Source organism: Haloterrigena turkmenica DSM 5511 (assembly GCF_000025325.1).
Classification (GTDB): Archaea; Halobacteriota; Halobacteria; order Halobacteriales; family Natrialbaceae; genus Haloterrigena; species Haloterrigena turkmenica.
Window position 1 is genome coordinate 240,466 of the sequence record NC_013743.1, and the last position, 24,067, is coordinate 264,532.

Annotated in this window: 27 protein-coding genes; 17 read left to right on the forward strand and 10 right to left on the reverse strand. The window is 65.8% G+C overall.

Annotated elements, in window-relative coordinates; genetic code table 11:
* The first annotated feature begins 3 nt into the window (after positions 1 to 3).
* Positions 4 to 1,869, forward strand: a complete 1,866-nt coding sequence (locus HTUR_RS01065) for an IucA/IucC family protein (RefSeq protein WP_012941447.1) — start codon at positions 4 to 6, stop codon at positions 1,867 to 1,869.
* Positions 1,870 to 1,977: 108 nt separating this feature from the next.
* On the opposite strand, the gene sufU is transcribed toward HTUR_RS01065, so the two are convergent.
* The 8 genes from sufU to HTUR_RS01105 all read right to left on the reverse strand — a co-directional run bounded on the left by sufU (position 1,978) and on the right by HTUR_RS01105 (position 7,941).
* A complete protein-coding gene (sufU, locus tag HTUR_RS01070; RefSeq protein WP_012941448.1) occupies positions 1,978 to 2,397 on the reverse strand; it encodes a Fe-S cluster assembly sulfur transfer protein SufU in 420 nt (139 codons plus the stop codon).
* Between the two features lie 177 nt (positions 2,398 to 2,574).
* A complete protein-coding gene (locus HTUR_RS01075) occupies positions 2,575 to 2,823 on the reverse strand; it encodes a hypothetical protein (protein WP_012941449.1) in 249 nt (82 codons plus the stop codon).
* A 127-nt stretch (positions 2,824 to 2,950) separates the two neighbouring features.
* Positions 2,951 to 3,586 carry an HD domain-containing protein gene (locus HTUR_RS01080; protein ID WP_012941450.1) on the reverse strand — a complete coding sequence of 212 codons (636 nt, stop codon included), beginning with the start codon at positions 3,584 to 3,586 and terminating at the stop codon, positions 2,951 to 2,953.
* A 73-nt stretch (positions 3,587 to 3,659) separates the two neighbouring features.
* Positions 3,660 to 4,103: an arsenic resistance N-acetyltransferase ArsN2 gene (arsN2, locus tag HTUR_RS01085; protein WP_012941451.1), complete on the reverse strand. Its 444-nt coding sequence runs from the start codon at positions 4,101 to 4,103 to the stop codon at positions 3,660 to 3,662.
* Between the two features lie 57 nt (positions 4,104 to 4,160).
* Complete coding sequence (locus HTUR_RS01090) at positions 4,161 to 4,715, reverse strand: dihydrofolate reductase family protein (protein WP_012941452.1); 555 nt, start codon at positions 4,713 to 4,715, stop codon at positions 4,161 to 4,163.
* A 367-nt stretch (positions 4,716 to 5,082) separates the two neighbouring features.
* Positions 5,083 to 6,327 (reverse strand): aminotransferase class V-fold PLP-dependent enzyme, encoded by a 1,245-nt coding sequence (locus tag HTUR_RS01095; RefSeq protein WP_012941453.1) that lies wholly within the window; start codon positions 6,325 to 6,327, stop codon positions 5,083 to 5,085.
* A 426-nt stretch (positions 6,328 to 6,753) separates the two neighbouring features.
* Positions 6,754 to 7,053, reverse strand: coding sequence for a DUF424 domain-containing protein (locus HTUR_RS01100; protein WP_012941454.1), 300 nt, complete (start codon positions 7,051 to 7,053; stop codon positions 6,754 to 6,756).
* A 3-nt stretch (positions 7,054 to 7,056) separates the two neighbouring features.
* Positions 7,057 to 7,941 carry a tetratricopeptide repeat protein gene (locus HTUR_RS01105; RefSeq protein WP_012941455.1) on the reverse strand — a complete coding sequence of 295 codons (885 nt, stop codon included), beginning with the start codon at positions 7,939 to 7,941 and terminating at the stop codon, positions 7,057 to 7,059.
* 116 nt (positions 7,942 to 8,057) lie between these two features.
* Between HTUR_RS01105 and HTUR_RS01110 the strand changes: the two genes are divergently transcribed.
* From HTUR_RS01110 to HTUR_RS01150, 9 genes are all read left to right on the forward strand, one after another.
* Positions 8,058 to 8,972: an ABC transporter ATP-binding protein gene (locus HTUR_RS01110; protein WP_012941456.1), complete on the forward strand. Its 915-nt coding sequence runs from the start codon at positions 8,058 to 8,060 to the stop codon at positions 8,970 to 8,972.
* The gene (locus HTUR_RS01115) at positions 8,972 to 9,796 is read left to right on the forward strand and encodes an ABC transporter permease (RefSeq protein WP_012941457.1); all 825 of its coding nucleotides are present in this window, start codon (positions 8,972 to 8,974) and stop codon (positions 9,794 to 9,796) included. The genes HTUR_RS01110 and HTUR_RS01115 overlap by 1 nt, the downstream gene beginning before the upstream one ends.
* Positions 9,797 to 9,857: 61 nt before the next feature.
* A complete protein-coding gene (locus tag HTUR_RS01120) occupies positions 9,858 to 10,667 on the forward strand; it encodes an ABC transporter permease (protein ID WP_012941458.1) in 810 nt (269 codons plus the stop codon).
* Positions 10,668 to 10,765: 98 nt separating this feature from the next.
* The gene (locus HTUR_RS01125; protein ID WP_012941459.1) at positions 10,766 to 11,503 is read left to right on the forward strand and encodes a twin-arginine translocation signal domain-containing protein; all 738 of its coding nucleotides are present in this window, start codon (positions 10,766 to 10,768) and stop codon (positions 11,501 to 11,503) included.
* A 136-nt stretch (positions 11,504 to 11,639) separates the two neighbouring features.
* The gene (gene thpR, locus HTUR_RS01130) at positions 11,640 to 12,197 is read left to right on the forward strand and encodes an RNA 2',3'-cyclic phosphodiesterase (RefSeq protein WP_012941460.1); all 558 of its coding nucleotides are present in this window, start codon (positions 11,640 to 11,642) and stop codon (positions 12,195 to 12,197) included.
* 189 nt (positions 12,198 to 12,386) lie between these two features.
* Positions 12,387 to 13,355 (forward strand): hypothetical protein, encoded by a 969-nt coding sequence (locus HTUR_RS01135; RefSeq protein ID WP_012941461.1) that lies wholly within the window; start codon positions 12,387 to 12,389, stop codon positions 13,353 to 13,355.
* Between the two features lie 78 nt (positions 13,356 to 13,433).
* Positions 13,434 to 13,586: a 50S ribosomal protein L39e gene (locus HTUR_RS01140; RefSeq protein ID WP_004267621.1), complete on the forward strand. Its 153-nt coding sequence runs from the start codon at positions 13,434 to 13,436 to the stop codon at positions 13,584 to 13,586.
* Between the two features lie 2 nt (positions 13,587 to 13,588).
* Positions 13,589 to 13,867 (forward strand): 50S ribosomal protein L31e, encoded by a 279-nt coding sequence (locus HTUR_RS01145; RefSeq protein ID WP_006184873.1) that lies wholly within the window; start codon positions 13,589 to 13,591, stop codon positions 13,865 to 13,867.
* A 2-nt stretch (positions 13,868 to 13,869) separates the two neighbouring features.
* On the forward strand, positions 13,870 to 14,535 hold the full coding sequence (locus HTUR_RS01150; RefSeq protein ID WP_012941462.1) for a translation initiation factor IF-6: 666 nt from the start codon (positions 13,870 to 13,872) through the stop codon (positions 14,533 to 14,535).
* Positions 14,536 to 14,739: 204 nt separating this feature from the next.
* On the opposite strand, the gene HTUR_RS01155 is transcribed toward HTUR_RS01150, so the two are convergent.
* Complete coding sequence (locus tag HTUR_RS01155; protein ID WP_012941463.1) at positions 14,740 to 15,051, reverse strand: hypothetical protein; 312 nt, start codon at positions 15,049 to 15,051, stop codon at positions 14,740 to 14,742.
* A gap of 333 nt (positions 15,052 to 15,384) precedes the next feature.
* On the opposite strand from HTUR_RS01155, the gene HTUR_RS27155 reads away from it, so the two are divergent.
* The 7 genes from HTUR_RS27155 (at position 15,385) to HTUR_RS01185 (ending at position 22,944) form a co-directional block, all read left to right on the forward strand.
* A complete protein-coding gene (locus tag HTUR_RS27155; RefSeq protein WP_012941464.1) occupies positions 15,385 to 15,561 on the forward strand; it encodes a hypothetical protein in 177 nt (58 codons plus the stop codon).
* Entirely contained in the window at positions 15,558 to 16,007 is a 450-nt protein-coding gene (gene pfdA / locus HTUR_RS01160; protein WP_012941465.1) for a prefoldin subunit alpha, read from the forward strand. Before HTUR_RS27155 ends, pfdA begins: the two co-directional genes overlap by 4 nt.
* 21 nt (positions 16,008 to 16,028) lie before the next feature.
* The gene (ftsY, locus tag HTUR_RS01165) at positions 16,029 to 17,618 is read left to right on the forward strand and encodes a signal recognition particle-docking protein FtsY (protein ID WP_012941466.1); all 1,590 of its coding nucleotides are present in this window, start codon (positions 16,029 to 16,031) and stop codon (positions 17,616 to 17,618) included.
* Positions 17,619 to 17,756: 138 nt separating this feature from the next.
* Entirely contained in the window at positions 17,757 to 18,341 is a 585-nt protein-coding gene (locus HTUR_RS01170) for a hypothetical protein (RefSeq protein WP_226377463.1), read from the forward strand.
* 283 nt (positions 18,342 to 18,624) lie between these two features.
* On the forward strand, positions 18,625 to 20,325 hold the full coding sequence (locus HTUR_RS01175; RefSeq protein ID WP_049941560.1) for a nitrite/sulfite reductase: 1,701 nt from the start codon (positions 18,625 to 18,627) through the stop codon (positions 20,323 to 20,325).
* On the forward strand, positions 20,315 to 21,931 hold the full coding sequence (locus tag HTUR_RS01180; protein ID WP_012941469.1) for a Coenzyme F420 hydrogenase/dehydrogenase, beta subunit C-terminal domain: 1,617 nt from the start codon (positions 20,315 to 20,317) through the stop codon (positions 21,929 to 21,931). The genes HTUR_RS01175 and HTUR_RS01180 overlap by 11 nt, the downstream gene beginning before the upstream one ends.
* A 299-nt stretch (positions 21,932 to 22,230) precedes the next feature.
* Positions 22,231 to 22,944, forward strand: coding sequence for a phosphatase PAP2 family protein (locus HTUR_RS01185; protein ID WP_012941470.1), 714 nt, complete (start codon positions 22,231 to 22,233; stop codon positions 22,942 to 22,944).
* 25 nt (positions 22,945 to 22,969) lie between these two features.
* Here HTUR_RS01185 and HTUR_RS01190 read toward each other — a convergent pair whose 3' ends face one another.
* Positions 22,970 to 23,929, reverse strand: coding sequence for an AEC family transporter (locus tag HTUR_RS01190; RefSeq protein WP_012941471.1), 960 nt, complete (start codon positions 23,927 to 23,929; stop codon positions 22,970 to 22,972).
* Positions 23,930 to 24,067 lie beyond the last annotated feature (138 nt).

The window sequence follows — 24,067 nt, forward strand, 5'->3', positions numbered from 1 at the left end:
CCCATGCAGAATCCACGACACGACACCGAGACGGAGTACGGACTCGACGGAATCGACACGCTAGACGACGTGCTGACCGAGGACCGCTGGACCGACGTCGGGCAGGAGTTGCTCGCGAAGATCCTGCGGGAGTTCACCTACGAGGACCTCATCGAACCCGAACCGGTCGACGGCGACCGAGCCGATGACGCCTCGGACGGCGAGTGGACCACTTACGAGATCGACCTCGAGGGAACGCGCTACCGCTTCGACGCCGTCGAGCGGTTCTGGGACTCCATCAGCGTCCGCGTCGATTCGATCGAGCGCGACGCCGGTGACGGGTTCGAGCCCGCCGACGACCCCCTCGAGTTCGTCGTCGACCTCGAGCCGACGATCGACATGGACTCGATCACGGCCAGCCACCTCGTCCGGGAGTACACGAACACGCTGCTCGCGGACGCACACATCGACGCCGAGGACGACGACGCGACCGACGCAAACGAATCGGTCCTCGACATGTCCTACGCCGAGATCGAGGGCGAGATGACCGGCCACCCGTGGCTCACGTTCAACAAGGGCCGGGTCGGCTGGGGGTACGACGACTACCGTGACTACGCCCCCGAGCGTGCCGAGTCGATCCGGCTCTCGTGGTGTGCCGTGTCGCGCGAGGCCGCCGAGTTCGTGAGCGTCGAGGGACTCGATCACGAGTCGCTGCTCGAGTCGGAGCTCGGAGGCCACTACGACCGGTTCCGCGCGGAACTCGAGGGTCGCGGGCTCGATCCCGACGAGTATCTCTTCCTGCCGGTTCACGACTGGCAGTGGGAGAACACCATCGTGCCGCTGTTCGGCAAACAGCTCGCGACGGACGAGATCGTGCCGCTGGGCGAAGGGCCGGACGAGTACCTGCCCATGCAGTCGATCCGGACGTTCGTCAACGCCGACGAGCCGGGCAAACACAACGTGAAGCTCCCGATGATGATCAGCAACACGCTCGTCTGGCGCGGGCTCCCCGGCGAGCGGACCGAAGCCGCGCCGCTGGTCACGGAGTACGTCAAGGACGTCCGGGACTCGGACCCGTTCCTGCGCGACGAGTGCGAGGTCGTCCTCCCCGGCGAGATCGCTGGCGTGAACTTCGATCACCCGACGTTCGACGCCCTCGAGGCGCCGGCCTACCAGTACAACGAACTGCTGGGAACCGTCTGGCGCGAGAGCGTCACGGACCTGATCGACGACGGCGAGCGGGCGATGACCCTCTCGTCGCTACTGCACGTCGAGGACGGCGAACCCGTGATCTCGAAGCTGGTCGACCGCTCTGACCTCGAGCTCGAGGCGTGGCTCGACGAGCTGTTCGCCACGATGCTCCCGCCGCTGCTGCACTACCTCTACCGGTACGGAACCGCCTTCTCGCCCCACGGGGAGAACACGATCCTCGTCCTCGAGGACGACCGCCCGTCCCGCCTCGCGGTCAAGGACTTCGTCGACGACGTCAACGTCGCCGAGGCACCCCTCGAGGAACTGCAGGATCTGCCCGACGACCTCGAGGACGTTCTGCTGTCCGTGCCGCCGGAAGAGCTGCGCCTGTTCGTCGTCTACGGGCTGTTCGTCGGCGTCTATCGGTACCTCGCAGACCTGCTGGTTCGTCACCACGACTACCCGGAGGAACGGTTCTGGGGGCAGGTCCGGGCCGTGATCGAGGACTATCACGAGCAGTTCCCCGACCTCGAGGACCGATTCGAGCTGTTCGACCTGCTCGAGCCGACGTTCCCGAAGCTGACGCTGAACCGCAACCGGATCGTCGATTTCGGCTACGGCGACCGCCCCGAGCGGCCCCACGCCATCGAGCACGGCACCGTGCCGAACCCGCTGTCTGAAGTCGATCCAGAGCGGTAATCCGATCGACGCGAGCGGCGATTTCTCTCCGGGTCGTCAGCGCGGAATCGACGAGTCGCGCGCAGCGAGCGAAGTGACCGCGAGCAAAAAGAGTCGAGCGCGACGTACTCAGTCCTCGGTCGTCGTCTTCTCGACGTCGAGTTCGCCCTGGTAGATCTCCGCGCCGTCCTGGGCGACCTTCTCCGCCAGCACAGCACATTTGACCCGCATCGGCGAGATGTCGACCCCGAGCATGCCGATGACGTCGTTGCGGTCCATCTCCTGGAGTTCCTCGAGGGTCTTCCCGCGAAGTTCCTTCGAGAGCATGCTCGCTGAGGCCTGGCTGATCGCACAGCCGTCGCCTTTGAACGCGACGTGCTCGATCGTCTCTTCGTCGTCGCCGAGTTTGACGTCCATGCGAATCTCGTCGCCGCACATCGGGTTCTCGCCGATGTGGGTGAACGTCGGATCCTCGAGTTCCCCGTAGTTGCGGGGGTTCTTGTAGTGGTCGAGGATCTGCTGTCGGTACATATCCGAGCCCAGTCCCATTGTTGGTCCTGAATAGACGCGAGAGTTGTAAAAGGGTTCCGGGGCCGACGCTACTCGGTATCACGAGCGGAGCGATTGCGGTCACAGATGGTCGCTACTCGGCGGACGCGTCGCTGGCGTCGATACAGTCCGCCCTCGCAGCCATCGACCCCGGGAAACGGTTGGTGGTCGATACCGCTACGGCGATCCCTGGTCGATGGGGGGATTCAGGTAGCAGGCATCGATGACCACGAGCGCGCCGATAGTCGCCGCGACGAACATCGCGTGCACTACCGGCAGGCTCAGAACGTGTGCCGCGACCAGTGCAACCGTGAATACGACCGGGACGACCCCCAGCAGGAGGTCGTACCGGCTGGCCTCGGCGAGAACATCGACCAGGGTCTCGAACGGATCCCGTCGGGGACGGCCGATCGTGTTCTCCTGCATCGTTCTCACCTCGGCACCGCCTAGTACCGTGGCGATCCTCAAAAACCCTACGCGAGTTTGTTGTTGTTTCAGAATTGATGGCTCGAGGACCGATCGGAACGCGACGGCCACGCTTGAGGCGCCCGGATCAGCGCTCGCCGGTCAGTTCGGCGTCGAACTGTGCGACGTACTCGCGGACGAACGCCGCGCGTCGCTCGGCGAGTTCCCGGCCGACGTCGGTGTAGAGCCGCTCGGGCAACGCGAGGATCTTCTCGTGGAGGTGGTTGTACTGCGTGGCCCCGGCGGCCGTCTCGTCGTCGGCGACCGGCACTGCGGGATCGTAAATCGGCTCGCCCAGCGCGCCCCCGTGGGCGAAGGTGCGCGCGATCCCGACCGCGCCGAGCGCGTCGAGGTTGTCCGCATCGCTGACCAGTTTCGCCTCGAGACGCTCGGGCTCGACGGCGTTCGAATAGCGGTGGGCGCGCACGCAGTGAGCGACGCCGTCGATCGTCGCCGGATCGGCGCCGACGTCCTCGAGGATGCGACGCGATTCGCGGGCGCCCCACGCCGCGTGATCGTCGATCTCGCCGCTGTCTTCCTTCTCGCGGCCGATATCGTGGAGGTACACGGCGAGGGTCACCACCCGCTCGTCGATGCTCCCGCTCTGGTGGCGGTCGACGAGCGTCTCCGCGAGCGTCTCGACCCGCTGGACGTGGTGCCAGTCGTGGCCCGGTGGGGCCGCCTCGAAATAGCTGCGCGCGCGGGTTCGGACTGCCTCGAGCATGGCCGTCGATTTCGCCGAGGGGAAATAAACGCGCCGTCTCTGCTCGAACGAGTCGCTACTCTCGAGATCGCTCTCAGAGGGACTTCCGCAGACACGCGGCCGACGCGGGACAGAGTTCGTCGAACTCGGCCGTCTCCCGGATCGCGGGCGGCGCGTCGGTCCGCTCGACGTACTCGTAGCCCCGATCCGCGAAGAACTCGGCCGCGGTCGTCGTCAGGAGGTACAGCGTCTCGACGCCGTCGGCTCGAGCCCGCCGCTCCAGCGCCGCACAGAGGGCCGCACCGTACCCGTTGCCTCGCGCCGAGCGCTCGACGACGACGGAGCGGAGCAGTCCGTCGGTGCCGTAGCGCTCGAGGCCGCCGATGCCGATTCGCTCGTCCCCGTCGTCGCCGACGTAGAACCGCGCGGGCGACGACCGGACGTCCGCCGACGGCAACCCCTCGTCCGACAGCAGGCGCTCGACGTACGGGAGGTCGCTCTCGTCGGCCCGCCGAAGCGCGACCGTCACGCTGCTCATGTGCGTGGCACCCACGCGAGTCGACTAATACCTTCGCCGGATCGCGGTCCGGCCCGATCAAACCGATGGGGTACACCTGGACGCGTCGTACCGGAGTTCGACGAGTCCGCTCTCGAACGACGTACACTCGAGCGTCTCGAGGGTGTGTTCCGTACCGTCATCGTCGAAGAGACGGATGCCCCCGCCGAGCAACACCGGAACGACCGTCAGCCGGATCTCGTCGACGAGCCCCTCCCGGAGAAACGACTGCGCGAGCGCCGCGCCGCCGACGAGCCAGATGCGGTCGTATCGCTCCTCGAGTCCATCGACCAACTCGCGGAGATTGCCGGCGACCAGTTCGACGTGGGCGGTCGCGAGCGGGAGGTCTCGGCTCGTGACGACGAACGTTGGTCTCTCGCCGTAGGGCCACCCGTCGAACGACAGTAGTTGTTCGTACGTCCGCGAGCCCATGACGAGGCAGTCGACATCGGCAAAGAATGCCTCAAAATTCCCGTCGGCTCCGTTTTCGCCGTCGCTCGCGTACTCCTCGAGCCACTCGACGCCGCCGTCTGCGGTCGCGACGAAGCCGTCCAGACTGGCGGCGATGTACAGTGTGACGGTCCCTCGAGTCATCGCGGCGTCTAGGTCGTCGACGGCGATAGCTCGCGCGGTCGGTCGAGGGCCCTGGCTCCTCGAGTGGGTGGTAGAAGACGCGAAACCGAAATCGTGGACGATGTCGCGGGGACTGAGAACCGATTACACGAACAGCTGTCGAGCCTGACGAGAACTTCGTTCTCGCTGGCCTTCGCTCACTGCGTTCGCGAAGACGTCCCGCGCGTCAGCTCTTTAGCTGACGCGCGTCGTCCAGCGCCGCGACCAGCTTGTCGACCTCCTCGCGCGTGTCGCGAGACCACCTTTTTCCTCTCGGGTCAGCCGCTGGCTGACCACTCGAGCAAAAATCTGGACCAAAAAACACCCGCTCACTGCGTTCGCGGTAGAATTACGCGAACAGCTGTCGCGCGTCGTCGAGCGCCGCGACCAACTTGTCGACTTCCTCTCGCGTGTTGTAGACGTAGAACGACGCTCGAGTCGAGGCCGGCACGCCGAGCTTGTCGTGGAGCGGCTGGGTACAGTGGTCGCCGGCCCGGACCGCGATCGTGTGGTCGTTCATGATCGAGGCCAGGTCGTGGGCGTGGACGCCCTCGACGTTGAAGCTGACGAGACCGCCACGGTCGGGGCCCGGCTCTGGGCCGTAGATCTCGACGTCCTCCTCGCTCTCGAGTCGCTCGTAAGCGTAGCGGGCGATCTCCTCCTCGTGGGCCTGAATGCGCTCCATGCCGATGTCCTCGAGCCAGTCGATGGCGGCCTCGAGGCCGACGGCCTCGGCGATCTGGGGCGTTCCGGGTTCGAACTTCCAGGGGAGGTCGCCCCACGTGGAGTCCTCGTAGGTGACCTTCCGGATCATGCCGCCGCCGTAGAGGTACGGCTCCATCTCCTCGAGGAGGTGCTGCTTGCCGTAGAGGACGCCGATCCCGGTGGGGCCGGCCATCTTGTGGCCGGAGAAGGCGTAGAAGTCGGCGTCGATGGCCTTGACGTCGACGGGGCGGTTAGGGACTGCCTGCGCGCCGTCGATGAAGGAGAGCGCATCGTGCTCGTGGGCGAGATCCGTGAGTTCGGAGACGGGGTTGACCGTGCCCAGCGTGTTCGAGACGTGGACCGCCGAGACGATGGCGGTGTCGTCGGTGATCAGTTCGCGGGCGTGGTCCATGTCGAGGCGCTGGTCCTCGTCGATCCGGATGTACTTCACGTCGGCGCCGGTTCGCTTGCCGATCTGTTGCCACGTGACCAGCGAGGCGTGGTGTTCCATCTCCGTGAGGACGATCTCGTCGCCGGGGCCGAGTTCGTTCAGGCCCCACGCGTAGGCGATGAGGTTCTCGCCCTCAGTCGTGTTCTTGGTGAAGATGACCTCCTCGCGGCCGTCGGCGTTGATGAACTCCGCGACGCGGTCGTGGGCCTCCTCGTACATGATGGAGGCCTCCTGACTGAGGTGGTGAATACCCCGGTGGATGTTCGCGTTCGACTCGCGGTAGTAGTCGCTCATCGCGTCGACGACCGGATCGGGAGTCTGGGTCGTCGCCGCGTTGTCGAGGTAGACGACCTGCTGGCCGTCGAACTCGCGCTCGAGGATGGGGAACTCGTCGCGAATCGCTCCGACGTCGAGCGACTCGAGGTTCTGTTGACTCATTGTCTCTCCGGAGGGGCCCCAGACAAAACACTCCTTCGGTCGAGGCACTCGAAGCCGTCGTCTGAGACGGGAGATGCGGGAAAAACGGGAGGCGGGAAACGGTGGATAGTGGACGGAGCGGTGGGGAGTGGTGGGAGTGGTTCGGAATGGTGGATCGGTGGGTGGGTGCCTCGGCAGGGATGCGGTCGAATCGTCCAGTATCCTGCCCTGCCATCTTTGTGTTCCCGGGCGATCCACATATCGATGTTCCCAAACTATTTTGGGTTCCTATTGGGACACCGACTCGGTTCCCAGAACCAGGCCGCAGCCGGTCGCCAACGGCCGCTTTGGTGGTTCGAGAGAGCGTTGCTCTCGCGTCATCAAGCGGAACAGAAGGTTCCTCGAGCAGTCGGTGCTTCGCGCCGACGACCTCGCGAATCTTCGGTCTCAGAACTGCTGCATCCGCAGTAACTGCGCGTGCAGCGTCGAGCCGACCTCGAGAACGTTCGCCTCATCGACGAACCCCTCTTCGATGGCGAGTTCGACGGCGCGCGTGCCGACGAGGTTCGCGACGGCTGCCCGCGAGAGGCTGTCGACGACGGCGCTCTCGTCGACCGCCTCGCCGCCGTAGAACTCCTCGGTGACGGTCAGCGAGATGTCGTCGCTCTCGAAGGTCTCGCCGAGGACGTCCTCGTCGCAGACCGCCACGAGCAATCCCTCCTGGGTCTGTCGTTCGGTGACGAGCATTCGTTACTCGAGCCGCCAGTCTTCCTCGTCGCGGTCGGACGCCTGACCGGGATCGGCGATGTCGAACCCGCCCTGTCGGCCCTGTCCGCGCTGGGGCTGAGATTGGGACTGGGGACCGCCGAGTGACTCGCCTTGCATCTCCTTGCGCTCTTCCATCACGCGCTGTTCGGCGCGCTCGCGCATCTCGATGGCCTCGTCGGCGATCTCCTCGGCCTCGTCGTACTCGCCGAGTTCCTCGAGGATCTCGGCCTTTTCCTCAAGGACTTTCGAGTTGCGCATACCCAGCCGAATGGCGTTGTCGATGCAGTGTAAGGCCTCCTCGGCCAGTCCGCGTTCCGAGAGGAAGAACGCGCGGTTGTACCACCCCTCGGCGAACCGGTCGTCGATCTCGACGGCCCGCTCGGCGTGGTCTAAGGCCTGGGAGGTCTCGCCGAACTCCCAGAGCGCGTACGCGAGGTTGGTTTCGGCGGTCGCCGCGTGCTCGCTCGAGTCGTCGATGTTGATGGCCTCGCGGTGGGCGCCGATCGCCGCGTCGTACTCCTCGAGTTCGGCGTGGGCGACGCCTTTGTTCACCCACGCCTCCTGCTCTAAGCGCTCGTCCTCGGCGAACTGGGCGGTCCGCTCGAAGGCGTCGGTGGCCTGTTCGTAGCGGTTGATCTGCATGTAGTTCAGCCCGACGTCGAGCAACTCCGTGGCGTCGACGTCGTCCGTGGCGATGTTCTGATCGTCGAGGGTGTCGGTGACGACTCGCGAGTCGATGGGGTCGACCTTCCCCGGGTCGACGGCCAGTTCCGGCGGGTCCAGATCGAACTCCTCGTAGGCGTCGTCGAATCCCTCGCCGTCGGAGAATCGGTGATCGCCCTCGCGATCGCCTTCTCGGTCAGTCATTGTCGGAAACTAGCGGTGACGACTGTTAAGGGCTGCGACCTCGGGAGTGACCGATCGATCGTCGCCGAACGTGTCGAGTAGAAAGAACTATAAAACAATTATTCTTCTAACAATACATGACTGCAATAACGGTCGAGAACGTGTCGAAGCGGTACGGTACCGTGACGGCGCTCGACCGCGTCGATCTGACGGTCGACGAGGGCGAGGTCTTCGGCTTCCTCGGACCGAACGGCGCGGGCAAGTCGACGCTGATCAACGTGTTCCTCGACTTCGCTCAGCCGGATGACGGACGAGCGGCGATCTTCGGTCATGACTGTCAGGCGGAGTCCGTCGAGGCCAAGTCCCGGATGGGCGTCCTCCCGGACGGCTACACCGTCTACGACCGACTGACCGGACGACAACACCTCGAGTACGCGATCGAGGCCAAGGAGGCCGACGTCGAACCGATGGCCGTTCTCGACCGGGTCGGCATCCGCGACGCGGCCGATCAGCCGGCCGGCGGCTACTCGAAGGGGATGGCCCAGCGGCTCGTTCTCGGCATGGCGCTGGTCGGCGAACCCGACCTACTCGTCCTTGACGAGCCTACCAGCGGGCTCGACCCCCACGGGATCAAGCAGATCCGAACGGTCATCCGCGAGGAACGCGAGCGCGGCGCGACCGTCTTTTTCTCGAGTCACATCTTAGAACAGGTCGAGGCGGTCTGTGACCGCGTCGGTATCCTCTACGACGGCGAACTCGTCGCGACGGACACGATCGAGGGGCTGCGCGACTCTGTCGGCGGCACGACGAAGCTGTTGATCACGGTCGACCGCGCCGAATCGGACGTCCTCGAGCGGGTCGAATCGCTCGCGGGCGTCGAGCGCGCCTGGCCGAACCCGGAGGCCAACCGAGTCGAGGTGACCTGCTCGAACGACGCCAAGATGGACGTGCTGATCACGCTCAATGAGGCCGGCGTCGACATCGAGAACTTCCGAACCGAGGAGGCGTCGCTCGAGGAGATGTTCGTCGAGTACACGAGCGGAGCGAGCTAATGTCGTGGACGACGATTGCGCGCCGGGAGTACGCGGCGACCGGCGACTCTCGAGCGATCCGCTGGTTGCTGGCGCTGCTCGCCGGCGCCTGCATCCTGAGCGGGTATCTGTATCCGGTTCTCGGCAGCGAGCCCTACACCACGAAAGCGTTCGTCGGCTTCGGCTTCCTGACCGGGAGCATCGATTACCTCCTGCCGCTGATCGGCGTCTTTCTCGGCTACGGCGCGATCGTCACCGAGCGGACGTCCGGTCAGTTGACGCTGCTGCTGTCGCTGCCGTACAGCCGCCGCGATCTCGTCGTCGGCAAACTTGTCGGCCGCTCGCTCGCGTTCGCGACGACGCTCGTCGCCGCGCTGGCCGTCGCCGGCGCGCTCGTGGCCTACCCCTTCGGCTCGCTCTCGTTGGGCTGGTATCTGGCCTTCGTCGCGCTGACCGTCCTCTACGGCGTGATCTTCACCGGGATCGCGACCGCGGTCTCGATACTCACGCGATCGAAACACCTCGCGACCGCCGGCTCGTTCGGCGCGTACGGGCTGTTCGTCCCCGTCTGGGGCGCTGCTCGGTCGGCCCTGCGGTACGGCCTCGAGTCGATCGGACTGATCGACGGCGCGTTACCCGATCCCGCGTTGTTCCTGTTCGGACTGAATCCGGTAACGCTGTACGATCGGTTGGTGGCCGGGTTCTTCGTCGACGGCGGCGCCAGCGCCTACGCCGAATCGAACGCCTGGTACTTGAGCGAGTGGCTCGCACTCCCGTTGTTTCTCGCTTGGGTCGTCGTCCCCGTCGCGCTCGGCCACCTACGATTTCGCAACACCGACCTATGATCGATCGCACACCCTCCGATGGTACGGCTCTCCGAACGCCCTTCGGAAGCGGTGATCGCGGATGAACTGGCAGCCGACCGCACGGAAGGACTTCCGGGATTCGATCCGCTCGCGGACGATCTGTGTCCTGATCGCGGTGCTCGTCGGCCTGTTCGTCCTCGGGAGCGCGGTCTTCGGTCCGGAGTCCGGAGCGTTCCCGGCGTTCGTCGAGACGGCGTTCGGGAACGTCTACGGGCTGGTGCCGCTGATCGGCATCGTGGTGGGCTACAAGGCCGTACTGTACGAGCGCGAATCGGGGAGTCTCGTCCTCGCGCTGTCGCTCCCGCAGTCGCGTCGGGACTTCGTCGCCGGCAAACTCGTCGGGCGCTCGCTCGTGCTCGGGCTCCCGCTGGTCGCTGGCCTGGTCGTCGCCGGCGCCGTCGCGGCCGCACAGTACGAGTCCGTGGCGCCGCTGTCGTATCTGACCTTCGTCGGCGCGACCCTGCTGTACGGCGTCGCGTTCGTTTCGATCGCGCTCGCCTGCTCGATGAGCTTCGCGACCGATCGACAGGTTCTCGTCAGGGCGATCGGCCTCTACGTCGCGCTCGATCGGGCCTGGATCTGGCTGGTGGATACGATCGTGGCGGTTCTGTTCCGCTTCAACACCCCTTCGCCGATCCCCGACTGGGCGGTGGCCCTCCAGTTGGCGTCGCCGAGCGAAGCGTACCGACACCTCGTCGCCGTGCGCTTCGAGTTCGATTCCGCGCAGGCCCACCTCGCCGCGGAGGTGCCGTCGCTCGTCAACTCCTGGACCGCGCTGATCGTTCTGGCGGGCTGGATCCTCGGTCCCGTCGCGATCGGCTATCTCCGCTTCAGGGACACCGATCTCTGACCGACCGAGTCGTTCGGAATCCCGCCGTGACCGCGGTAGCCTCTCACAAGATGTCAACGCAAAAATTTTTATCTACCAACCGGTTAGCATCAAGTGGCATGTCCCCGCTAAATCGACCCCAATCGACAGCGACGCCCTCCGCGTCGGCGGACCGCTCCCGAACCGACCGCGTCCTCTCCCGGCGCACGTTCATCGCCGCCGGGAGCGCGACGGCACTGGCCTCGCTCGCCGGCTGTTCGGCGGTTGCCGACTTCCTCGCCGACATGGCGCTCCAAGAGGTGAACGTCTTCAACGGCGCCGACGAGTCGGTCAGCGGAACGATCGAGGTCGTCGACCCCGACGGCGAGACCGTCCTCGAGGAGACATTCGATCTCGATGCGGAACCCGAGGACGACGGGTCCGACGAGAACACCGAGGCGACGGCCCAGTACGACGACGTCTGGACCGACGCCGGCGACTACGAGGTCACGGTCGCGCTCGACGACCCCCTGGAGGAGGGAACTGACGACTCGAGCGACGAGTCCGGAAACGAGACGAACGAGACGAACGAATCCGACTCGACGCCCGTCGAGGAGTTGGCGAACGAGTCTGACGACGGAGAATCGACGCCCGTCGAGAACGGTGGCGGCGAGACCGACGACGCCAACGAAACTGACGGGAACGAGACCGACTCCGACGACCCGTCACAGAGCGGACCGAGCAAGACCGACACCGTGTCGATCGACGACACCGACGAGCAGAGCCTCGTGATCGGCATCGCGCAGGAGGAGCCGGCCGACCTGATCAGCTACCACGTTATCGAGGACTTCAGCGACCTCGAGGACGAGTTCGAGTGATCGGTCCCGAACCGTCGACTGCATAGCCGCGCACTCGTTTTTCGGTCTTTTCGTCCGCGTCGACGGCGACGAGCGTCGCGCCGACGCCGCGGCCATCCGGCACACGATTCAATAGCTTGCCGACCGGACGCCCGATATGCGACTGTTCGTCAGCGTCGACCTCCCGGACGACCTCGCAGCGCCGGTCGCCGACCTGCAGGACGAGTTCGCAGACGCCGGCGGCCTCAACTTCACCGATCCCGAACAGGCTCATCTCACGCTGAAGTTCCTCGGCGACGTGGACGAGGATCGCGTGCCCGCCCTCGAGCGGGAGCTCGAGGCCGCGGTCGCCGACGCCGACGTCGACCACTTCACGGTCCGCTACGGCGGCCTCGGCGTCTTCCCGAGCCTCGACTACATCAGCGTGGTCTGGCTCGGCACCGAGACCGGCGGCGAGGAACTCACGCGGCTCCACGAGGCGATCGAGGAGCGAACGACGGCGATGGGGTTCGAGCCGGAGTCCCACGACTTCACGCCCCACGTCACGCTCGCGCGGATGGAACACGCCGGCAGCAAGGACCGCGTTCAGGAACTCGTCCGCGAGCGCGATCCGACGATCGGCGAGACGACGGTCGAGGAGATCCGCCTGACCGAGAGCACGCTCACCGACTCGGGGCCGGTGTACTCGACGGTCGAGTCGTTTCCCCTCGAGTAGCCGACTATCGATACGATCCGCGACGATTCGGCGAGGATAGTGTGACGGTCCGCGACGAGAGTTGGGCGACCGGCGCCGAAGGTCGTCGTTCGGGGCAGAACCGGCCGTTCGGCGAATGCAAGGTCGATACCGATACTGACGCCCGGCGTAGCGAGCGGACACGATGGCTGAGACCGCCGTCGATCGCTCGTGACGCCGTCGCTCCCGACCGGACTCACCGATGTGGCCGCGAGCGGGCGCATCGTCTCGCGCCGAGAGGTGCTGGCCGCCGTCGGCGGCGCGGCCGGCGTCTCGTGGTCTCGAGCCGACGCTCCGTCGGTGGCTGACGCTGCCGCTGACACGTCCGTTCAGGTTCGCGTGTATTCCGGACCGCTCCCGTTGCGGCTCCGACTGCCGAACGCCGTCGCCGGATCGGGCGACTGGCCGCCGTCGCTGCGGGACGCGACGGCGGCCGTCGAGGACGCGATCACGCAGGTTCTCGACTACGCCCGCGAGCGGTCGCGACTCGAGTCCCTCGAGATCACCGTCGAGCGCGCCGGGTCGATTCAGCTCTCTCGCTCGGCGGTTCAGCGCCCGTCCGACGCCGTCGTTCCGTCCCTCGAGACGGTCCTCGACGGATTCCACCGTCGGCTCCGGGAGCGCGACGCGCTGACGGGGTCGACCTGCCACCTGCTGCTGTGTTGGGAGCCGCTGAACTACCAGGTCGGCTACGGCGGGACGCTGTCACCGAACGCGCACGTCGGCGACGACGCCGACGGGAGTCCCGGCGACGCGCTGACGGTGGCGAACGTCGGCGCGAGCGAGGTCTGGGACTCCCGGGACGTCACGCGAAACATGGCGATCCACGAGACGCTGCACACGTTCCTCTCGAGCGACGTCGTCGAGGCGGTCGGCGACTCGCCGTGTGATCACGATCTCGGGGCGGCGATCCGGACCGCCGACGAGACGCTGCACGTGTCCCCGATGGCGTCGGCCTACGCCGGCCGGAACGAGATCGGCTCCGGCACCCGCTTTCACGGCACCGGTTGCTACGACCACGAGGCGTTTCACCGCCACGGCGGCACCGACGGCGTCGAGAACTGGACGCACACGACCGAACTGAGCGAGGCAACGCTCGAGGGAGCGACGCGCTATCTCGAGCGGACTGTGGGCCCGTAACCGCCGGCGACGGCGCCGTCGGCCCGCGTCGCGAAGATGGACAAGATTTTAAGCCACCGCGGGCTACGTTCGGCTACTATGGGTAAGAAATCGAAGGGCAAGAAGAAGCGTCTTGCCAAACTCGAGAACCAGAACAGCCGCGTGCCGGCCTGGGTCATGATGAAGACTGACATGGAAGTCCAGCGCAACCCCAAGCGACGCAACTGGCGGCGCAACGACACTGACGAGTAACGATGAGTGCAAGTGATTTCGAGGAACGCGTCGTTACCGTTCCGCTGCGCGACGTCAAGAAGGGGGCCAACCACGAGGCCGCCGACTACGCGATGCGACTGGTCCGCGAACACCTCGCGAAACACTTCGCGGTCGACGAGGACGCCATCCGCCTGGACCCCTCGATCAACGAGGAAGTCTGGTCGAACGGTCGCTCCAACCCGCCGCGAAAGCTGCGCGTTCGCGCGGCCCGCTTCGACGAAGAGGGTGAGGCCGTCGTCGAGGCCGAGGTCGCCGACTAAACTTGCAACGCCTCGCCTTCGCCGGGTCGGCGTACGTCGGCGTCTTCGCCCGCGCGACCGACTCGTGCGTGCTCGTTCGCCCGGACGTCGACGATGACGTCGTCGCCGACCTGACCGACGAACTCGAGGTACCCGCAGTGCAGACCACCGTCGGCGGTTCCTCGACGGTCGGCGCCCTAGCCACGGGTAACGAGAACGGGCTGCTCGTCAGTGCCCGCGTCCTCGAGTACGAGCGCGAGGCGCTCGAGGAGGCGGTCGATCTGCCCGTCGCGGAACTGCCGGGGAACATCAACGCCGCCGGAAACGTCGTGCTCGCCAACGATTACGGCGCGTACGTCCACCCCGATCTCCCGCGGGAGACGGTCCAGATCGTGAAAGACACCCTCGAGGTCCCCGTCGAACGCGGCGACCTCGCGGGCGTTCGCACGGTCGGGACCGCCGCGGTCGCGACGAACTCCGGGGTGCTCTGTCACCCCAAGGCGACCGACGAGGAACTGGACGTCTTAGAGGAGACCCTGGACGTCCGTGCCGACGTCGGCACCGTCAACTACGGTGCGCCGCTGGTCGGCTCGGGGCTGATCGCCAACGAGTCCGGCTACGTCGTCGGCGAGGACACCACCGGACCGGAGCTGGGCCGGATCGAGGACGCGCTCGGCTATCTCGAGTAGGAGTCTTCTCGTCGCTCCGTTTTCAACTGGCAGACGATAGCTGTCAGTGGAGTTATCAGACGATGCGGCTGCTGTATCGACTTTTCCGAGTAGCGATTGCATTCGCGACGACCTCGCGAGACGAGACGCGATTCACGTTCGCTCGTCGCATCTCAGCGCGCCGTTCAACCGATAGTGCCTCGAGGGAGCGCGAACGTTACCGTGCTATCGCTGCTCGAACCGGTGGCGAACGACCTCGCTGTCGTCGTCCCACTCGAAGTCGTCGTGGGCGCGCTCGAGCAGGCGTCGATACCCCTCGAGGTCGTCCATCCCCTCAGCCTGGGCGTCTTCGTCGGTCAGGTCGCCGAGCGTGCGTTCGGTCACGTCGGTCACCTCGAAGGTCGTGTCCTCGATGGCGAACGTATCGCCTTCCTCGGCGTACCGGTGGCCGCGGTGGATCTGGGTGACCTCGCCTTCGAGGACTTGCTTTCGCATCCGTTCGCTGGGCAGCAGATCGCCGGCGTCGAGTTCGGACATGGTTCGGTGGGTCGTACGATATCGCACGCAAAGTCAGTTCGCCCCTCGCGACGACCAGAACGGTCCAGCAACGCGGCTCCCGCGGGGCGAAATAGTGCTGTACCAGTACGCAATCGACAGGAACCTGTCCCCGAGTTCGACGGCATCGAACCCGACGCGATCGGTCGCCGGAACCGCGGCTCGAGTGCGTTTCTGGCGGGACTTCCGGCCGACAGCCCGGTCAGATATCGGCCGTTCGGTCCGGAACCGCCGGAACGCCGGCGGCTACCGCGAACGGTGTCGGGGCTTCGATGGAAAGGAACATTCTTCCGACTGCCTGCCGGAGTCATAGCCATGAGTCGGTTTGCGGTCACCGGCCGGGTTACCGATTACGACGGTTTCGCGGCGCGCGAAACCGCGGCCGTGACCGAAAACGAGAGCGTCGGTCGCGAACGCGTTCTCTCTCGACTCGAGAGTCGATGCGGACCGAAGCGAAGACAGATCGAACTCGAGGATATTACCCAACAATGAGTCAACAACAACTACAGCAGCTGTCCCAGGAGCTACAGGAGATCGAAGAACAGATCGAGGCACTCGAACAGAGCGTCGAGGGCGTCCAGCAACAGAAAACCGAGACCGACGAGGCCATCGAGGCCCTCGAGACGCTGGATACGGACTCGACGGTACAGGTCCCCATCGGCGGCGGTGCCTACCTTCGAGCCACCATCGAGGACATCGACGAAGTGATCGTCGAACTCGGCGCCGACTACGCCGCGGAACTCGAGGAGGACGACGCCGTCGACGCCCTCGAGAGCAAGAAGGAGAACCTCGACGACCGGATCGACGAGATCAACAGCGAGATCGCCGAACTCGAGACCGAGAGCGAGGAGCTCGAGCAGCAGGCTCAGCAGCTTCAGCAGCAGGCGATGCAACAGCAGATGCAGCAGATGGGCCAGGGCCAACAGCCCGACGAGTAACGACGGGACCCCTTTCCCACCATGTTTGACAACCTGAAGGAGAAACTCGGGAGCTTCCGGAAAGACGCCGAAGAAGCCGCCGAAGAGAACGTCGAGGAGGTCGACGAGGACGAACTCGAGGAGGCAGACGTCGAGGAGCTCGAGGCCGAGTCCGAGTCGGCGGCCGGCGAGGACGACGCGACGACTCCGGACGCTCCTGATACCACCGGTGAGCCAGTCGACGAGCCCGAGGGCGACCTCGAGGCCGAGACGGCGGCGCCGGACGAGACGACGGCTGGCGCCGAACCGGAGACCGACGAGCCGGAGCCCGCGTCAACTTCCGCTGCGACTGAAACGGCCGACGCGGCCGAGACAGCCGGCGCGGCGTCGACGGACGACCCGTCGGCTGCGGAGCCAGAGCCGGAGGCCGAATCTGAACCCGACTCCGAACCCGAGACTGAGACCGAGTCCGAAGCCGACGAGGAGGAGAGCTCCGGACTCGACCTCAAGGGAATCATCAAACGGGGCAGCGAGGCCGACGAGCAAACGGACGAGACCGAGGACGAACCGGCTGCCGACGTCGAGCCGGCCGACGGCGCCGAGAGCGAACTCGAGGCCGAGACGGCTGCCGGCGCTGAGACGGCCAGCGCTGAGACGGCCGACGCAGTCGAGGCCGACGCGCTCGAGGACGAGGAGGAAGACGCGGACGCGGAAGCCGACGCCGACGAGGAGTCGTCCTCGACCGGGTTCGGTACCAAGGCCCGCTCGCTCGTCAAGGGGAAGTTCGTCATCGAGGAGGAAGACCTCGAGGCCCCCCTGCACGAACTCGAGATGGCGTTGCTCTCGAGCGACGTGGAGATGGGCGTCACCGATGAGATCCTCGACAACCTGCGCGACGAACTGATCGGGGAAACCCGGTCGTTCACGACTTCGACGGGCGATGTGATCGAGGAGGCGCTGCGCGACGCGATCTACGACGTGATCAGCGTCGGCCAGTTCGATTTCGACGAGCGCATCGCCGCCGCGGAGAAGCCGGTCACAATCGTCTTCACCGGCGTCAACGGCGTCGGGAAAACGACGTCGATCGCGAAGCTGAGCCGCTACTTCGAGGAGCGGGGCTACTCGACGGTGATGGCCAACGGCGACACCTACCGCGCCGGGGCCAACGAGCAGATCGAGCAACACGCCGAGGCGCTCGGTACGAAACTCATCACCCACGAACAGGGCGGCGACCCCGCCGCCGTGCTCTACGACGGGGTCGAGTACGCCGAGGCCAACGACATCGACGTCGTGCTCGGCGACACCGCGGGTCGACTCCACACCAACGAGGGGCTGATGGATCAACTCGAGAAGATCGATCGCGTCGTCGGTCCGGATATGACGCTGTTCGTCGACGAGGCTGTCGCCGGACAGGACGCCGTCAACCGCGCCCGCGAGTTCAACGAGGCCGCCGAGATCGACGGGGCGATCCTGACGAAAGCCGACGCCGACTCCAACGGCGGCGCGGCGATCTCGATCGCACACGTCACCGGGAAGCCGATCCTGTTCCTCGGCGTCGGTCAGGGGTACGACGACCTCGAACCGTTCGACCCCGAGGAGATGGTCGATCGCCTGCTCGAGGACGACGAATAGCGACCGAACGCCGTCCCGGCGTCGGTTCCGGCTACTTCGAGGTCGCAACTCGTCGATTCTCCTTCGAGGTGCAGTCCCACGGACCGTCATTCGACGGGAATACGAAACATACATATAATATCTGTTTGACATCAATGTATGCGCAAACCCCGTTCCCGCCGCGCCCTCCTCACGTCGATGGTGGGGCTGTCTCTGGGGGCTGCAGGCTGTTTCGAAAGCGATCTCACGAGTTCGGAGTCCGAAGAGTCGCTCGAGTCCGGCGTCGTTCCGGCGGACGAGTTCGACTGCGACGATGTCGATCGGCCTGACCCGTCCCCGCCCATCCGCGACGAAGCCCTCGAACCCGCGACGTATCCGACCCCGCCGAACCCGCTGCTCGAGTCGGCCGGCGAGTACGTCCGCGATTTCGAAGCGGCGTATCAGCACAACGCCTTTCTCGAGGAGTACGGATCGGAGACCGAGGAGTTCGAGTTCGACCTCGAGGCGAGGGACGCGAAACCAGTCGATGCGGAGTCCGACCGCGAGGCGAAACTGGTCTCGCTCGTCTTCGATCTGACGACCAAAATACGACGGACGCCCGAAAAATCCGAGCGATCCATCCGCGTCACCTACTACGTCGACGAACACATCGTCCTCCGGGCTCGGTATTCTGGCCTCGCCGACGAGCCGACGTTCGATCCCAATCCGCGGAGTGCGGGCGGTCCCGTCGCCTGTTTCCACTGAGACGGCCGCTCGACTACCGGAGATTATTGCAGGTTTCAGTGACGACGTTCGCTCGAGCGGACTGATCTGACTCCGGTACCGTCCGTTCGGAGGGGATCTCTCGACCACGGGGAGAGCCGCGGCTTCCGAAGGAGGCAATATTTTCTTGTTCGGACGACCCTCGTCATGATTCGCCCCTTTGCAGGGTGGTATAGGGCTAGGGTGTTACTACCCGCTAAACGATGGTCTTTCAAGATAGTGTGACCGCGCTGGCTACTGGCAGCGCTCGCCAGCGGTGGTATCTATGAATACGACGGAACAATACAAACAGAACAAGCACCCGCTCGACGTCATCGACGATGTCTACGACTACGCCGACGAGCAGCTGAGCTTCGAGGAGATCGAGGAGCGCGCCGGCGGCGGCGAGTGGGAGCGCCTGAAGTGGGCCGGCATGTACGCCCAGAAGCAGGAGGGTTACTTCATGATCCGGACTAAGGTGCCGGGCGGCAAGCTCACGCCCGAACAGGCCGAGGTCATCGGCGAGGTCACCGAGGACTACGCCGTCGCTCCCGAGGAGTACGGCGGCGAAGAGCAGAACGAACTCTGGGGCGACGCCTACCTCGACATCACGACGCGACAGGACATCCAGAAACACTGGATCCGCGTCGAGGACGTCCCGGAGATGTGGGAACGGTACGATGAGGTCGGCCTGACGACGGTTCAGGGCTGTGGCGACTCGGCCCGGAACGTTCTGGGTTGCCCCGCTGCCGGCCTCGACGACCACGAGTGCTTCAACGCGCAACCGGTCATCGACGCCGTCTCGGACTACTTCACGAACAACCGCGAGTACGCCAACCTCCCGCGAAAGTTCAAGATCACGATCACCGGCTGCGCCCACGACTGCGCGCAGTCCCAGATCAACGACGTCGGTCTCGTCCCCGCGAAGAAGGAGGTAGACGGCGAGTACCTCTACGGCTTCCACGCCCGCGTCGGCGGCGGCCTCTCCGACGGCCCGCGGATGGGCTCGGAGCTCGACGTCTTCATCCGACCCGAGGACGCCGTGGAGTTCTGCCGCGCCGTCGCCCAGACGTTCAAGGAGCTCGGCGACCGCAACAACCGCGGCGTCTGCCGCATGCGCTACCTCGTCGAGCAGATGGGCCCCGAGAAGTTCGAGGAGGCCGTCCGCGACCGCTGTACGATCGACCTACCCACCGGCGGCGAGAACTTGACCGTCGGCTACCAGGGCGACCACGTCGGCGTCCACGAGCAGAAGCAGGACGGACTCAACTACGTCGGCTTCAACGTGATCGCCGGCCGCATGGGCGGCGACGAGTTCGCCGAGGCCGCCCGCGCCGCCGAGAAGTACGGGACCGAGGACGCCTCCGTGCGTCTGGCGACCGATCAGAACTTCCTGATCACTCACATCCCCGACGAGAACGTCGACGACCTGCTGGCGGAGCCGTTCGCCCGGGAGTACAGTCCCGATCCGGGGCCGTTCTCCCGCGGCGCGGTCGGCTGTACGGGCAACGAGTTCTGTAACTACGCCATCATTGAGACGAAAAAGCGAACCAAGCGGTGGGCCCGCGAGCTCGACGAGCGCATCGACGTCCCCGACGACATCGAGGCCATCCGGATGCACATGTCCGGCTGCTCGGCCTCCTGTGCCCAGCCCCAGATCGCCGACATCGGCTTCCGCGGCGAGACGGTCAAACTCGAGGACGAGAACAGCACCAACGCCGAGGGCGACAACATCGTCGAAGGCATGGACTTCGGACTCGGCGGCTCGCTCGGCGCCGACAACGAGTTCCTCGACTGGGTCGAGAACGCCGTGCCCGCCCAGTCCGTGATTCCGGCGCTCGAGCAGCTGTTCGAGGCCTACAGCGAGGGCCGCGACGACGGCGAGAAGTTCTACGAGTGGACCCGCCGCATCGACAACGAGCGCCTCCGACAGATCATGCAAGGGGCCGACGCGCCGGTTGCACGAGGTGTTGCCCATGGGGACTAACGGCGACGAACGTCGATTCCCTCACGTTCCAGCGTCGGACGACGATGACGACGCCGTCGTCGTCCCCGACGCTGAGGGCGGCGCGTCCCGCTCCCGGGAGAACACCGACCACGCTCGAGAGGGCGCTATTGCGACCGACGGCGGCGCGAACGCGGAGGGCGACAGCTGCTCGCCCGACACCTGTACCTGCGGCGAGAAGACCGCCGAATCGGCCGCGTCCGCGGGCTCGGCCGACGACAAGCGCGTCGCCACCGACGGTGCGGGCGCCGCCAACGTCGACGAGATGGGCGAACTCGGCGAGCTCGAGTTCACCGAGCCGGCCGAGAACGTCAGCCAGGACGTCTACGACGACGCGCCCGACGTCCGCGTCGGTATTCCGGACGGCGTCGACCTCGAGACGCCGGAGTACTCGATCCGGTCGCAGATGAACGACATCGAGACGCCCGACGAGAAGACCTGGTTCATGGAACTGGACGAGGCCGTCATCGACGAGGGCCGCTGTATCCAGTGTGGGACCTGTGTCGCCGCCTGTCCGTCCGACTCGATCGGCGTCGGCGACGACGACCTGCCGGAACTGGTCAAGATGTGTACCGGCTGTTCGCTCTGTTGGGACTTCTGTCCCCGCGGCGGGATGCGCTACGAGCGCCAGTGGAAGATCACCGGCGGCGAGGACAACGTCAAGGGCGCCGGCGATCCGATCACGGAGTTCTCCGCGAAGGTCGACGACGACTGGACCGACAACGCCCAGGACGGCGGCGTCGTCACCGGCGTCCTCTCGACGCTGCTCGAGGAGGGCGAGATCGACGGCGCCCTCGTCGCGACCGAGAGCGAAGAGGAAGAGTGGAAGGCCGAGAGCTTCCTCGCGACGACCACCGAGGAGCTCATCGAGAACGCAGGCACCGTCTACAACCAGACGCTCGCGCTCGGCAACCTCGACCTGAAACAGTGGGAGCACAAGCTCCCCGACAAGGACTGGGACGACCTCTCGCTGGCCATCGTCGGCACGCCGTGTGAGATCGAGGGCATCCGCGCCCTGCAAGACTTCGAGTGGGACTACCAGGCCCAGAACGAGGGCATCCGCGCGGTCGACTACACGATCGCGCTGATGTGTACGAAGAACTTCAACTACCACAGCCTCATGGGCGAGCAGCTCGAGGAAAAACGTGGCATCTCCCCGTCGGAAATCGGCAAGATGGACGTCCTCAACGGGAAGATGATGGTCTACGACCACGACGGCGAGATGATCGTCGAGGAGGACATCGAGAACTTCCACGACGCCGCGCTCAAGGGCTGTGACGAGTGTGCCGACTTCACCGGCTTCTGTTCGGACATCACCGTCGGCTCCGTCGGCTCGAGCGACGAGTATTCGAGCGTCATCATCCGCACCGAGCAGGGGATGAACGCTTGGGAGCTGACCGAGCCGAAACTCGACTACCACGACCTCGAGGATCGCTCGGCAGTCGGCAAGCTCCAGGGCTGGGACAAGAAGAAGGCCTTCGAGAGCCTCGAGCGTCCCTTCGACCCCGACGCGCCGCGCTTTATCGATTACACCGACCACGCCGAGAACTACGGCACTGCCCTGAACCCGCACGATCAGGGTCACTAGGTCGGTCGTTCCGCTTTCGATTGTCGTCGCTCGAGAGCACGTTTTTGTCAGCGGTTCTCATTGTCGAGTAGTTCCGAAATCACAGTGGCCACGCCGCTCGTGATCGAGTGCCGTCGTTTCTTTAAGTGCCTCTGGTCACAAGGTAGAGCTATGACGGGAAGTCGCCCTCGGCCGGATTCTCGAGGGTGATCGCGTTTTCCTCGGAGTAACATCGCCGTTGCTCGGCCACAAGAGTGTGGCAGACTACGGACCGACGCTCAGCCGACACCGATTAGTGACCTGTCGGCGTAGCGGGACGCATGTCCAGGGGAATCGGTGTACTGCCGGCGGTTCAGGACGCGCTCCCCGACTGGGCAGCGCTGCTCGTCGCGCTGCTGACCCAGCTGGGGGACGTCTGGTTTCTGGTCCTCCTCGTCGGACTCGTCTACTGGTTTCGGCCGGACGACCGCGAGGAGGCCGCCGTCCTCGTCGGACTGATGCTGGCCGGCTTCTCGCTGGTGACTGCCCTGAAATACGCGTTCGCCCTGCCTCGACCTGGCCGACCGCTCGCGGAACTCGAGGCGCTGGGGCCGCTGGCCCGGTCGCTGTACGAGGCGACGGGAACCGCCGACGGCTACGGCTTCCCGAGCGGGCATGCCGTCCTGACGACAGTTGTCTACGGCGGCCTCGCCTGGCGGCTCTCGATCGGCACGGCCCGCCAGCGGGCCGCCGCGGCGGCGACGGTCGTCTCGCTCGTTTGCGCCTCGAGGGTCGCGCTGGGGGTCCACTATTTCGTCGATGTCGTCGCCGGGGTCGCCATCGGGCTGGCATTCCTGGTGGTTGTGAACCGGCTGACGGCCCGCTACCCGACCGATCAGCAGACGGTCGCGTTCGCGATCGCCGTCGCGGTCGGCGTCGTCGCGCTCGTGACGAGCGGCGCCGCGGTCGACGCCGTGCTGGTCTTCGTCGCCACGCTCGCCGTATTCGGCGGGTTGCAGTTCGCGCGCGACGCTCGCGACAGGTCGTCCGCTTGAGGGAGACCGACGGCGCTGATTTTCGTCAAAGTACGACGCCGGACTGCAGTATCGCGATCAGAACGGTGAGCACCGGGATCGAAAGCAGCGTCGTCAGAAACACGCACGTCGAGACGTACTCCGAGACGAGCACCCCCTCGGACCGGGCGCCGCCGGCGAACTCGATGACGAGGATCAACGGTGTCACCGCGGCCGGCATCGCGGTCTCGAGGACGAACACGCGCGCGACGGTCTGGTTCTCGAAGCCGATCAGGAGCGCGATCCCGAGCCCGATCACCGGCGCGACGACCATCTTGAGGGCCGTCGCGGACCACGCGCGGGAGACCGCCGAGGCGGTGTCGGTGCGCGCGAGCTGGATCCCGAGGATGAGCAGCATGAGCGGAATCGAGGCGTCGCCGACGAGTTGCAGCGTCTCCATCGCCGCCGTGTCCGCGGGCGGAACCAGATCCAGCGCCCGGGCGACCAGCGCGGCGACGACGGCGTAGGCCAGCGGGATGTAGAACACTCGGCGAACCCCCTCGAGGCCGGCGGAGCCGCTGCTCCGGGAGGCGATGTAGACGCCGAGGGTGTACATCAGCACTGACTGGACTGAGAGGTAGAGGACGGCCGTCTCCCGCCCGATGTCGCCGAACGCGAAGTCGGAGACGGGAATGCCGAGGTTTCCCGAGTTAGTGAAGATCGCGACGAGGATCAGCGCGCTCAGCGCCGGCTCGCGCTCGCCGGTGGCGCGCCCGGTCAGTTCGGCGAGCCCCCACATTGCCGCGGTGAAGAGGACGACTCCGACCGTCACTCGCGCGAGCGTCGCCGCGGCGAGTTCCGTGACGGCGAGGCTATGAAATACCAACGCGGGCGCTAGCACGTAGACGACGGCCATGTTCAACGGCTCCGGATCGATCTGTTTGACGGTCGCCAGGACGTAGCCGACCCCCGCGATCGCGACGATCGGCCCGATCGCCGAGGCGAAGATGCCGATCAGGTCGGCCATCGGTCAGCGCTCACCCTCCTCGAGAGGCGGCCGGCTCGAGGGACTCCTCATCCTTGCAGTCGTTTCCTGCATTACGGCTGTGACACTCTCAGTGCTCGGTATGGGCGTTACGGTCGGTACACGAGATACGCTTGCCGG